At 61.6% G+C, this 12167-nt stretch carries 8 protein-coding genes; 3 read left to right on the top strand and 5 right to left on the bottom strand.

Annotation, left to right across the window (positions count from 1 at the left end):
• Positions 1 to 23: 23 nt before the first annotated feature.
• The 5 genes from GO988_RS17515 to GO988_RS17495 form a co-directional block, all read right to left on the bottom strand.
• The gene (locus GO988_RS17515) at positions 24 to 1784 is read right to left on the bottom strand and encodes a HAMP domain-containing sensor histidine kinase (RefSeq protein WP_157567914.1); all 1761 of its coding nucleotides are present in this window, start codon (positions 1782 to 1784) and stop codon (positions 24 to 26) included.
• A gap of 217 nt (positions 1785 to 2001) precedes the next feature.
• Positions 2002 to 3357: a sigma-54-dependent transcriptional regulator gene (locus GO988_RS17510; protein WP_157567912.1), complete on the bottom strand. Its 1356-nt coding sequence runs from the start codon at positions 3355 to 3357 to the stop codon at positions 2002 to 2004.
• 119 nt (positions 3358 to 3476) lie between these two features.
• Positions 3477 to 4502: an EthD domain-containing protein gene (locus GO988_RS17505; RefSeq protein WP_157567910.1), complete on the bottom strand. Its 1026-nt coding sequence runs from the start codon at positions 4500 to 4502 to the stop codon at positions 3477 to 3479.
• A gap of 64 nt (positions 4503 to 4566) precedes the next feature.
• Complete coding sequence (locus tag GO988_RS17500) at positions 4567 to 5634, bottom strand: SDR family oxidoreductase (RefSeq protein ID WP_157567908.1); 1068 nt, start codon at positions 5632 to 5634, stop codon at positions 4567 to 4569.
• A 134-nt stretch (positions 5635 to 5768) separates the two neighbouring features.
• Positions 5769 to 6671, bottom strand: coding sequence for a helix-turn-helix domain-containing protein (locus GO988_RS17495; RefSeq protein ID WP_157567906.1), 903 nt, complete (start codon positions 6669 to 6671; stop codon positions 5769 to 5771).
• Between the two features lie 323 nt (positions 6672 to 6994).
• On the opposite strand from GO988_RS17495, the gene GO988_RS17490 reads away from it, so the two are divergent.
• From GO988_RS17490 to GO988_RS17480, 3 genes are all read left to right on the top strand, one after another.
• Positions 6995 to 8809, top strand: a complete 1815-nt coding sequence (locus GO988_RS17490; protein ID WP_157567904.1) for a hydroxysqualene dehydroxylase — start codon at positions 6995 to 6997, stop codon at positions 8807 to 8809.
• Positions 8810 to 8897: 88 nt separating this feature from the next.
• Positions 8898 to 11033, top strand: a complete 2136-nt coding sequence (locus GO988_RS24250) for a sensor histidine kinase (RefSeq protein ID WP_232341571.1) — start codon at positions 8898 to 8900, stop codon at positions 11031 to 11033.
• A gap of 265 nt (positions 11034 to 11298) precedes the next feature.
• Positions 11299 to 11886, top strand: coding sequence for a DegT/DnrJ/EryC1/StrS family aminotransferase (locus GO988_RS17480; RefSeq protein WP_157567902.1), 588 nt, complete (start codon positions 11299 to 11301; stop codon positions 11884 to 11886).
• The last annotated feature ends 281 nt before the right edge of the window (positions 11887 to 12167 follow it).

Here is a 12167-nt window from a genome sequence, read left to right as displayed (position 1 = left end):
AAATAGAGAAAAAAGGGCGGCCCTTAGGCCAATTCGTCGGCAATGGGAAGCGTGAAAAAGAAGGTGCTGCCGGCCCCAGGCGTGCTCTCTACCCCTAGCTGGCCACCTTGCGAAGTGATGAATTCGCGGCCGATGCTTAGGCCCAGGCCGCTGCCCGTGCGCGGTGCATCTGCGGCCTGCGTGAGCTGGGTAAAGCGCTGAAAAATGTGCTCTTGGTGCTCGGGGGCAATGCCGGGGCCGTGGTCCTGCACCTCCACCCGCACGGCGCGGCCATTGGGCATGCGGGCCGCCCGCACTTCGATGGTGGCCTGGGCCGGCGAGTGCCGCACGGCATTGGTGAGCAGGTTGAGCAGCACCCACACCGACTTTTCGCGGTCGGCGCGCACGGCGGGCAGGTCGGGCGGCAGTTGCACGTCGAGCTGCAACTGCTTGGGCGCCAGTTGCAGCTGCACCGGCGCAATAGCTTGGGTTACCAAATCCGCGAGGGGTAGGGGCTGCGCATCTAGCGGCAGCGATTCGCTTTCGAGGCGCGACACGTCGAGCAGGTTGCCGGTGAGGTTTAACAGGCGCTGGTTTTCCTGCTTCACGCTGGCAATTATCTCCTGCTGCTCGGGCGTGAGCGTGCCCACGCGCGGGTCTTGCAGCAGCTTGAGGTGGAAATTGATAGTCGAAAGCGGCGTCCGCAGCTCATGCGACACAGTGGCCAGGAAATGCGACTTCGTTTGGTCGCGCTTGGTAAAGTCCGACACATTATGCAGCGCCAGGATGGTGCCGGCAAACTCCAGGTGGCCGTGCGTGGGGCTCGGGCTCAACACATCGTGCACCACCAGTTGGTAGTGGGCTTCTTCGCCGTGGTGCGCCACCGTAAAGGGTAGGGGCCCCGTGCGGCGGGCGGCAGGCCGCTGCGCATAGGCTAGCAGCTGCTGAAGCAGGGGGTGCTGCTCGGCCAGCGCCGCAGCCGAGTGGCCAATTACTTGCCGCTCAGCCAAGCCCAGTAGCGTGCACGCGAGCGGGTTAGCCACGAGCACCAAGCCGTTTTCGTCGAGTAGCAGCAAGCCCTCATCCAGCGTGCGCACAATGCTGGCGGCCCGGTTGCGCTCGGCCAATACCCCGGCCAAGTTGGTATTGCGAAAGGCGTCGAGCTGCGTCAAAAGGCGGTTAAACCCCAGGGCTACCCGCCCAAATTCATCGGAGCTTTCCACCGGAATCGACGCCGAGAAGTCGCCCTGCGTGGCGTGGTCGATGCTGGCGGAGAGCTTGCGTAGCCCCGTCACGGCGGCCTCGGGCACGCTTAGTACCAACGTCAGGGCGAGCAGTAAGCCCAGCACCGTGCACAGGATGAGGTAGCGGCTGGCTACCGTGGCGGCGCTGGCGGCGGCCGCATTTTTGCGGGTGAGCGCCAGCATATTAAGCTGCACCATGTGGTGCGTCTGGCGGCGCAGTTGCACGAAGCCTGCCGCGCTGGGCTGCTGGCGGTAGCGGGCCAAGCCTCGGGTAAGGCTATCGACCAGCGGCTGCTCGCCCTGCTCCGTGATGTTGCCCGCTTCGCGGGCCAGCAGCGCCCCAAACTGCGCCAGGCCCGCGGCGGGGGTAGGGGCGGTTTCGGTTTGGTCGAGGGCCTGCAACATGCCCTGGCCCAGCTGCACCGAATAAAAATTATCCTGAAGGATAGTGCGGGTGCTGCTTTCGAGGCGCTGCACGGTGTAGTAGGCGTAGCTGCCGCTGCCCACCAGCAGCGCCAGCATGGCCAAAAGCCCCAGGGTGATGGATGATTTGATGCTCATAACGCGAAAGTCCGGAAAAGTCCGTTCCTTTCGCCACAAGCTTTACCAACGCTGCACCAAGTTAGTAAGGCGCCTCGCATTGGCGGCTTAAAATACTGGCTATAAAAGGGAAAAGAAATTAGGCAAGTGTTATGCCTTATTCATTTCCTCCCCCTGACCGGGTCTTTTTGACCCGGTGCCAGGTCAAAAAGACCCGGTTGGCCCGGCCACGTGCCGCCTACAGGCCATACTCTTCAATCTTGCGATACAGGGTTTTGACACCGATGCCCAGTTGGCGGGCGGCCTCCATCTTATTGCCGGCTACTTCTTGCAGCACCAGCTGAATCTGGCGTTTTTCCAGGGCACGCAGGGTGCGGCTGCCGGTGGGCTCGTCGCCCGCGTGGGGGGTAGGAAAGGCCTGAAATTCGGGGGGTAGGGTATCGGCCGTTAGCCGCTCCTCATCGGCCAGAATAACGGCCCGTTCGAGCACGTTCTTGAGTTCGCGCACATTGCCGCGCCAGTCGTAGGCGCGCAGCAATTGCCGAAATTCGGCATCCATGCCGCGCAGCCGCTTGCGCAGCTTGGCAGCGTAAAATTGGAGAAAATATTCGGCCAGCGGCTCGATGTCTTCGCGCCGGGCATTGAGCGGCGGCACGGGCACCACAAACACCGAGAGGCGGTAGTACAAGTCGGCCCGAAAGTGGCCTTGGTCGGCCTCGGCTCGCAGGTTGCGGTTGGTAGCGGCCACCAACCGCACGTTGCCCTTGCTGGGCTTCGAGTCGCCGAGCTTGTGGTATTCCTGGGTTTCGAGCACGCGCAGCAGCTTGGCTTGCAAGGTGATATCTAACTCGCCGATTTCATCCAAAAACAACGTGCCGCCATTAGCTTCCTCAAATAAGCCTTTTTTGTCGGTGAGGGCGCCCGTAAAAGCGCCTTTGCGGTAGCCAAACAGCTCCGATTCGAGCAAATCCTTGGGAAAGGCGCTGCAATTGACGGCTACAAAGGGCTTGCCCCGGCGCGGGCTAGCTTGGTGAATAGCTTGGGCAAATAGCTCCTTGCCGCTGCCGGTAGGCCCTTCGAGCAGCACGGCGGCCTCGGTGGGCGCCACGCGCTCGGCCAGGGCTTTGGCCCGCAGCAGGGCCGGCGAGTGGCCAATCATCGAGGCGAAGCTGTACTGGGTACCTACTTGCTTTTCCAGCTCCGCTACCCGGTGTTGGAGCCGGGCTTTTTCTACGGCTCGCGCCACTATTGCCAGCAATTGGTCGTCCGAGTCGCCCTTGGTGAGGTAGTCGAAGGCCCCCTCTTTCATGGCCTGTACGCCGTCGGCAATGGTGCCGTAGGCAGTCAGCAAAATCACTTCGGCCAGTGGGGCCAGGGCACGCAGGCGGGGTAGCAGCGCCACGCCGTGGGCGTCGGGCAGCTTCACATCGCAGAGGATGACCAGCACCTCGGCCGCGTGCTGGCGCAGGGCTTCGAGGCCGCGCTGGGCATCGGGCGCCTGCCATACGGTATAGCCTTCAAACTCGAGCACCCGCGCCACTACCCGGCGCAGGCTCGCCTCATCATCAATGAGCAAAATAGTGCCTTCGGGCATGGCGCGGTCAGTAATATAAAGCGCGCAAAGCTAGGCCTGCCCGGCTCGGCAGGAGGTAGGGAATGTCCATGAAACCTTACTAAACACGTCCTGCTCATCTGGCTTCCAGTTCACACACTTCAGTAAGCCGTAGCCAACTCGGGCAGCAGCCGATTGATAACGCTGTAGTTGAGGCCAGTCCAATACTCCGACTGCGCCACGTCGGTGAAGGTGGCTTCGTCGGCGGCAATAGCCCGGTAGTCGTCGCTGGCCAGGTAGTCCTCCACATCGTTCATGCTGGCGAAGGCGAACACCGAAATACCGTCGATAAGCTCGCCTTCGGGGTCGGGCTGCTGCGACGAGCCGATGTTGTGCAATTGGGCGTAGCGGCGCACGTAGGTGTGGGTGGCGGGCTGGGCCAGCACCAGCGGGGCGTGCTGCCGCAGCAGGCGCGCCTGAAACTCCGCGCGGCTCAATTCGGGCCGCCGGTAATGGATTTTGACCAGGCTAATGGGGTCGCGGTGCTGCGCGCTGGGCAGCAGAATATACTCGCGGGTAATTTCGCGGGTAACCAGGCGGAAGACCGTTTGCTCGTCGGCAATGATGCGCTTGGCGTATTGGTCCTGCTTCAGCACCCGGTTGATGTCGGCCTCGGCCGCGTAGGCGATGTAGGCAAAGCCATCGAAGCGCGGGCGCTGGTAGGCGGGCACCCGGGCGTAGGGGTCGGCTACGAGCTGGCCGTTTTCCTGAATCATGGCCCGGTAGGGTGGCGTAAAAAAAGAGGACGGCCCGCCCGCCACGCGATGCACCTGGTCGTAGCGCAGTACCAACTCATTGTCGGTGCCCGGCTCCTCGTAGGCGAATTTGGGGCCGTGCACCTTGCGCCAATACTCATCCCAATGCTCAAAATCGAGGTTGGGGTTGGCTTCCAGTGCAATTTCGGTGGGCTCCGCGTCGGGGTTCTCGATGCCCGCGCCGCGGCGGTCGCGGGTCGCGCCTTCTTCCTGGGGCCGCTGGGTGCGGGGCGTGGCGTCGGCCCGCGTCAAGAAAGTTGGCGTGACGATGAGCGGTGCTGTGGTGGTGTGGTAGCTAGTGAGCATGGGCGGCCGGTGGCCGTTATCGGCGCGGGGGTCGGCGCCGGCTGGGCTAGGGGTTTGGGCAGACATAGAGAAGTGGAAAGGGAAAAAAATACCCGCCCGGGGCTAGCGGGCGGGCAAGTAATCAGTTGCTTTACGGAATCAGCCGGTCGGTTCGCAGCTGCGCAAACAAATCGAAAAACGAGTGCTCGGTAGACTGAAAAGTGGTGAAGCCCGCCCGGCGGCTTTTCGACATGTCGGTCATCACCTCAATGGGCCGGCCCAAGTCGAGGTCGGTGTGCCAGGGCGAGGCCAGCTTGTTCAAGTCGGGTACCGCCAGCTGGTGGCGGGTAGCGATGTCGCGCCACACGTCGGCATCGCCGGCCAGCTCGGTTTCCAGCGGGTGCACCGTGCCATCGAAGCCGGCGGCTTCGACGCCAAACCAGGCGGCCAGCCGCGGCCAGAGCCAGCTCCAGCGGAAGTAGTCGCCATTCACGATGTTGAAGGCCTCGTTGCGGGCAGTTTCGGCCGTGGCGGCCCACACCAGCTGCTTAGCAATAATGCGGGCATCGGTCACGTCAGACAAGCCATGCCACTGCGCCTCCGAGCCCGGCCACTGAAACGGCCGGCCCGTTTCCTTGCAAATACTGGCGTACACGGCCAGCGTGGTGCCCATGTTCATGAGGTTGCCTACGGCCTGCCCAATAATGGTATGCGGCCGGTGAATGCTCCAGGTAAAGCCATCGCGGGCCGCGGCGGCGTACACCTCGTCTTCCTGGGCGTAGTAGAAATTCTCGATGGGCAGCCGGGGCTGCTCCTCGCGCAGGGGGGTAGGGGGCAGCGAGCCGGCCCGGGCATACGAGTCAAACGGCCCGAGGTAGTGCTTGAGGCCCGTCACGAGGGCCACGTGCTGCACCGAGTGCTTGGGCGCAAGCGCCGCCAGCAGGTTGCGCACCATGCCCCCGTTCACGCGGATGTTCTCCGCTTCGGTGTCGTTGCGCATCCAACTGGTGAGGAAAACGTGGGTCGGCGCCACGTGGGCCAGCGCCGTGTGCAGGCTTTCGGGGCTGAGTAAGTCGGCGGCTACGGGCTGCAAGCCCGGCACGTCGGTTTTGGGGTTGCGGGCCAGGCCATAGGTAGTCCAGCCGGTGGCGAGCAGCTCGCGGGCAAGGTTGCTGCCGATGATGCCGCTAGCCCCGACGATTAACGCAATTTTATCCATAACTACTGAGTACGAAAACGCCCCGCCCGCGGCCCACAAAGGAGCCATCGGGCGCAGGCTAAGCGCCGCACCTGCGGAGCCGAAGCACAAAACTACCGGCGGCCACTACCCGCCGCCTTGTACCAAGTGCCGAACTATTTGTACGCCCCAAACTGCGCCCGGTAGGCCGATGGTGCCTGGCCGGCCGCTTGCTTAAACCAGCGCGAAAAATGGGCCACGTCGTAGAAAGCCAGCCGGTAAGCAATCTCGCCGATGGGCAGCGCGGTGCCAGTCAGCAGCACTTTGGCTTCGGTGGCCACCTTTTCGCGGAGCAGGTGGGCGGCGCTTTTACCGGTGGCCTGGCGGCAGAGGGCACTCAGGTATTTGGGGGCCAGGTGCAGGGCTTCGGCGTAGGCATCGAGAGGTAGCGCGGGCTCGCCGGCGGCCAAGCGTGCCTCGGCCAGGTGCAAAAACTGCTGCACCACGGTATGGCCTGCGCCCGCCGCGCCGCGCGGCGCCGCCTGCTCCCAGGGGCGAACATCAGCCAGCAATAAGCGCAGGTAGAGGCGGGCTTTCTCGGGGTGCGCCTGCTGGGCATAAAGCTGTTCGCCACTCTCCCAGAGCGCCGCGTATTCGGTAGGAGTACAGGCGTGGTATACGTAGGGCGCCCCGCCGGCCAGCACAGCCTGGAGCTGAAAACCGGGCAGCAAACCCGCATTATAAAAATCGGGGGAGAAGAAGCCGTAGAGCCCGGTTTGGCGGCCTTCGTGCAGGCGCCAGCTCAGGGCTGTGCCCGGCCGCACGAGCAGGATGGACTGGGGCGCCACGCTGATTACTTCGTCGTTGAGGGTGAACGTGCCCCCACCTTCCCCAAACAGCGAGATTTTATAAAACGCGCGCCGGTGCAGCTCGATGTGCTGGCGGCAGGTAGCAAACCGCTCCTCGCGCCGGTACACCACCAGCTGCGCCAACGCGTCGGTAGGCGGCTTGAGCGGTAGCGGCTCGGCCGTCTGGGGGTAGGCATCGAAGCTGAAGGTGGGCAGCGCGGGCGTTTCCATGGCTAGCTAACCCCTACGCTTGGCAATAGTTGCGCGAGTGCCCGCCGCCAGCACGGCACGGCGTAGGGGGGTAGGTAGGCCGGCTGCCTACCCCCGCTTGGCTCAACAGCGCTAAGCCGGTCGCCTTCTAGTGTCCGGGTTGCTTTCTGCTGGCGGTGGCCGGTGGCTAGCATGGCGGCCGACTGGGCAGTGGCGGCGTGGTACGGAACGCGAAATAGAGAATTTGGCGCTCTTTTAAACAATGAAATAATATCGGTATTTTTTTTACCTTTAAGTCTTGGTAGTCAAGATGTATCAGTTAATGTCACTGTATTCTGCGAACTATGGTCTCTACCCCTACTTCTGCTATCAAGGTTGCTGTACTAGGAGGGGGCGTGGCGGGCATGAGTGCGGCGCACGAGCTGGCCGAGCGAGGCTTTTCGGTGGATGTTTATGAGCGGCAGCCGGAGTATGTGGGCGGTAAGGCACGCTCGGTAAACGTGCCCAACACTGGGAAAGATGGCCGCCCCGACCTGCCCGGTGAACACGGTTTCCGCTTCTTTCCGGGTTTCTACCGCCACATTACCGACACGATGAAGCGCATTCCCTACGGCAATAATCCGCAGGGCGTGTTCGACAACTTGGTGGCCTCGCAACGGGTGCTGCTGGCCCGCTTTGGCCGGCCGCCGCTGCCGGCGCTGGTCAACTTTCCCAAGACCCTGGCCGACCTCGAAACCATTTTGCAGGACTTGGCCGGCGCCGATACGGGACTGACGCGCAGCGATATGCACCTGTTTGCCCACAGCCTGTGGCGTATCCTCACCTCGAGCTACGAGCGGCGGCAGCAGGTGTACGAGCGCATGAGCTGGTGGCAGTTTATGCAAACCGATGAGCAGCGCCACCGCGACGGCGTGGGGCCGCCCCCCGTGCCATTTCCGTACGAAATTTACTGCGTGGGTGGCCTTACGCACTCGCTGGTGGCGGCCCAGCCCAAGCTAATGAGCATCAAGACCGGCGGCGACATTCTGCTCCAGTTGTTGCTGCTCACGGCCAACCCCGAAGCCCACACCGACCGCGTGCTCAACGGGCCAACCAACGAAGTGTGGCTTACCCCCTGGCTGAAGCACCTGACCGGGGCGCTGGGTGTGCGCTACCACCAGCACCACTACATCACGCGCCTGACGTGCGACCCGTTTAGCCGGCGCATTACGGCGGCCTACATGCGCCGCGACGTCGAGTCGGTCGAGGAGCTCATCGAGGCCGATTACTACGTGGCCGCCGTGCCGGTCGAGCGCATGGCCCAGCTCATCAACGACGATATGCTGGCCGTCGATGCCACGCTGGGCTTCATCCAAACACTGGCCGCGCCCGCCACCCAGGCCCTGAATTGGATGAATGGCATTCAGTACTACCTCAACGTGGACGTGCCGCTGACCCCCGGCCACGTCATTTGCCTCGACTCGCCGTGGGCGCTCACCGGTATTTCGCAGGCGCAGTTCTGGCCCCAGCACCCGCTAGCCGGCTACGGCAATGGCCAGGTAAAGGGCCTGATTTCGATAGACGTGAGCGACTGGTTTAATAAGGGCCTGAATGGCAAAACGGCCTCCGACTGCGAGCTGCCCGAAGTGGCCAAGGAGGTGTGGGAAGAGCTAAAAAAGAGCTTAGTACAAGCCGATGGCACATCTCTACTGACGGACGATATGCTGGTGCGCTACCACATCGACTCCGATATTGAGCCCGGCACCGAGCACGTAGTGCCGCCGCCCATTCAAAGCCCGTTTGCGGCCGCGCACAATACCGAGCCACTGCTCGTGAACACGGCCAACTCGTGGAGCCTGCGGCCCGAGAGCTTTTGCGGCATCCAAAACCTGTTTCTGGCCTCTGACTATGTGCGCACCAACACCGACCTAGCCACGATGGAAGGCGCCAACGAGGCAGCCCGCCGCGCCGTCAACGGCATTATTGTGGCCACCGGCAGCAGCGCGCCGCTCTGCCAAATCTGGCCCCTGCACGAGCCCGACATCCTGGCCGTGCTGCGCTGGCGCGACCGCCAGCGCTTTGCCCAGGGCCTACCCTGGACCGATGTGCTGGAGGGCTGGCCCACCCGCCTGCTGCACGAAGCCAACTACTGGTGGCACCGCCTGCGCGGCGTGAAATAGCGGCGCGCAGCCTTGCGTGGTTGTGCCTACCCCTGCCTTTTCGCTTCTCCTGCTGGTCATGCGTTTTTGCTGCTTCTACTTGTATTTTTTGCTCTGTGCTGCGGGGTCCGCGCTGGGCCGGCCTACCCCCCTGCCGCCGGCGGGGGTGCTGCTGGGCCCCAGTGGCTGGGCGTTTCGCCCCGGCCCCGATTCGGCAGTTGGCCCCGCCTGGCAGCCCCTCGACCCTACCCAGAACCTGCACGTCCTACCCCCCGCCCGCCGGGCCGGCGAGGGCTGGTGGCGCTACCGCCTGCTGGTGCCCGCTGGGTGGGTAGGGCGCCCCCTGGCCCTCACGCTCTCGCAAACCGGGGCCACCGAAATCTACCTCGCTGGGCAGCTGCTAAGTCGCCGTGGCCGCTTGCCAAGCGCCACCGGCGGCGAGCTAACGCTCTACCTCAACCACGAGCCGGTGCCTATACGCTTCGCCCGAGCTGGGCCAGTAGAAATACGGGTGCATTGGTCATTTGGGGTTGATAACCTGTATTATACCTATTCGTCAGGAATGCTTTTGCAAGGCACGCCCGCCGTGCGCCTCGAAGTGCACGAGCCCGCTGAAGCCGCTGCCCGCTACCTCGCCGACCGCCGCATCGACAGCTTTCAGTTTGCGGGCCGGGCGGGGCTGCTGTTTTTTGCGGGCTTCGTGCACCTGCTGCTGTTTATGTGGTTTCGCAAGGAGCGAGGCAACCTTTACTACTCGGGCTACGCGCTGCCAGCGGCGCTGGGCGCGGCCATAGCCGGCGTGGCGTGGCTCAGTTCTGAGCGTACGGCGGTGGTATTTGGCGCTGGCCTGGCCGACATCACCTGCACCACTTTTGCCGCCATTTGGGGGCTGACTACCATTTACATCATGGCCAACCAGCCGCGGGGCGCTACCTACCGCCTGCTGCTAGGGCTGTTTGCTACGGCGGTGGTGCTGAATTTTATGGGCTGGTGGGCGCCGTTTTTTACGGTTTATGTCTTTGCCTTTGGCATCTATTCCGATGCTATTCGGGCTAGCCTGCGCGGGCAGCAGCAGCACGAAATGGGCGCCGCCGCAGTAGTAGCCGCCATGTTGGTGGGCGCGTTCTTCTTCATGTCGGGCACGCTCGTAACGGCCCTCACCCCGCACTATGTGCTGGGCAATATGCTGCTAAACGGCTCTTACATCACCAACCCGCTGATACTGTCGCTGTTGCTGGGTCAGCGCTACGCCCGCACCGGCAAGGAGTTGGCCATTCGGCTAAAAGAAGTAGAAGAACTATCAGCCCGCACCAGTGCCCAAGAGCAGGAAAAACAGCAGCTGCTGGCCTCCCAAAACGAACGCCTTGAGCAGTTGGTAGCCGAGCGCACGGCAGAAGTAGTGGGCCAGCGCAACCGCGCCGAGCTGGCCCTGACCGAACTGCGCGCCACCCAGCAGCAGCTCATTCAGAAAGAAAAAATGGCCAGCCTCGGCGAGCTCACGGCCGGCATTGCCCACGAAATTCAGAACCCGCTCAACTTCGTCAACAACTTCTCGGAAGTTAGCACCGAGCTTCTCGACGAGTTGGCCGAAGAACAGATACGCCCCGCCCGCGACACCGGCCTGGAGGCCGAACTGGTAGGCGACCTGCGCCAAAACATGGCCAAAATCACCCAGCACGGGCAGCGCGCTAGTAGCATTGTGCGGGGGATGCTCGAGCACAGCCGGCCTAGCGCCGGCGAGCACCTACCTACCGACCTTTCTGCTCTTTGCCAAGAGTACTTCCTGCTGGCTTACCACAGCCTACGGGCGAAAGATAAAACCTTCAACGTGGCCTTCCACACAGACTTTGCGGCCGGCTTGCCGCTGGTGGGGGGGGTAGGGCAAGACCTAGGCCGAGTGTTACTTAATCTGTACAATAACGCCTTCTACGCCGTGCAGCAGCGCCAGCAAACCGGCGAGCCTGGCTATGCGCCCACCGTGCGCGTGCGCGCTACCTACACCGACCAGCAGGTGCAGCTAGCCGTGCGCGACAACGGTACGGGCATGCCCGCCGCTGTGCGGGCCAAGGTCTTCCAGCCCTTCTTTACTACGAAGCCCACCGGCGAAGGCACTGGCCTAGGCCTCTCGCTGGCCTACGATATCATTACCTATGGCCACGGCGGCACGCTCACGGTGGAAAGTGAAGTGGGGGTAGGCAGCACTTTTACACTAAGCCTACCCATTGCCGAACCACGACGGCCGTAGTCGCTAACTCATGCCAAACATATAGTTGAGCCACTAATAGTTCTTGGCTAGGTTGCCAATGCTAATAGGCTGCCTGCTGTTAACGGCCAAGTCTTCATGGCAAGTATACTTATCGTAATGGTAGGTACAGTTGTGCATGTTATTGCTTAGATAAAGCAAGTAGCTTACGCCTAAACGCTAGATTATTTTCGCATAAGACTTGCTTCAAGCTATTCTTTTCTGACGATGTATGTTTGTAGAATAGTTTGGTTTGTGGTCTTTTCTGATGAGTATACCATTTCTTTCGTTTACTCCTCAGCACGCTCCAATACGTGCTGAGATACTAGCAGCCATTGTACAGGTTTACGATAATCAATGGTACGTGCTAGGCGAGCAGGTAAAAGCTTTTGAAATTGAGTACAGCTTATTTAATAAAGTAGCTCATACGATAGGCGTAGCTAACAGCTTAGATGCATTGCATCTCGCACTGGAGGCACTAGGCGTGCAGGCCGGCGATGAAGTGATTGTGCCTAGCAATACTTACATAGCTACCTGGTTAGCTATTTCATTTGTAGGAGGCGTGCCCGTGCCAGTTGAGCCTAACCCGCATACTTATAACCTCGACCCTACTCGCTTAGAAGCAGCTATCACACCGCGTACTAAGGGTATCATGCCGGTGCATCTGTATGGGCAGGCTTGTGAAATGAGCGCTATTCAAGAAATAGCTAGCCGCCATGGCTTATGGATGGTAGAAGATAATGCTCAATCACAAGGGGCTACCTGGGAAGGCCACCTTATAGGGAGCTTCGGTCAAGTGAATGGCACCAGTCTGGGCTTCCTTATCCTAGGTCAGGGTGAGAACAGTACAACCTGACCTCAGCTACCGGTCAAACTCTGCTCTGGCTCGATAAGCTTTGTAAGCCCAACTTTGTTACCACTGAGTCGTGCTTTCTCGACATCATGCACAAGCTCAGGAACTGATGCAGAATAGTGCCGCTGACAAAGCCACTCGCTTGGCCAAGCTACACTGGCGGCAAGCGCCGCTCACCACTGTGGTTGCCGCCCTCAGAGCAGCCGGAGTTTCCTACCTACAGCAGCCACATCAGCTGGGAAGTAAGCAACATTAATCAATTAGGCAAAGCCCTGCGCGAAGAT

The sequence above is a fragment of the Hymenobacter ginkgonis genome (genome assembly GCF_009755225.1).
GTDB classification, from domain to species: Bacteria; Bacteroidota; Bacteroidia; order Cytophagales; family Hymenobacteraceae; genus Hymenobacter; species Hymenobacter ginkgonis.
This window is presented reverse-complemented; position numbering and strand designations above follow the sequence as displayed.

Coding starts and splice junctions, on each gene's coding strand:
- GO988_RS17515 (WP_157567914.1), bottom strand. CDS start 1,784: ATGAGCATCAAATCATCCATCACCCTGGGGCTTTTGGCCATGCTGGCG.
- GO988_RS17510 (WP_157567912.1), bottom strand. CDS start 3,357: ATGCCCGAAGGCACTATTTTGCTCATTGATGATGAGGCGAGCCTGCGC.
- GO988_RS17505 (WP_157567910.1), bottom strand. CDS start 4,502: ATGTCTGCCCAAACCCCTAGCCCAGCCGGCGCCGACCCCCGCGCCGAT.
- GO988_RS17500 (WP_157567908.1), bottom strand. CDS start 5,634: ATGGATAAAATTGCGTTAATCGTCGGGGCTAGCGGCATCATCGGCAGC.
- GO988_RS17495 (WP_157567906.1), bottom strand. CDS start 6,671: ATGGAAACGCCCGCGCTGCCCACCTTCAGCTTCGATGCCTACCCCCAG.
- GO988_RS17490 (WP_157567904.1), top strand. CDS start 6,995: ATGGTCTCTACCCCTACTTCTGCTATCAAGGTTGCTGTACTAGGAGGG.
- GO988_RS17480 (WP_157567902.1), top strand. CDS start 11,299: ATGAGTATACCATTTCTTTCGTTTACTCCTCAGCACGCTCCAATACGT.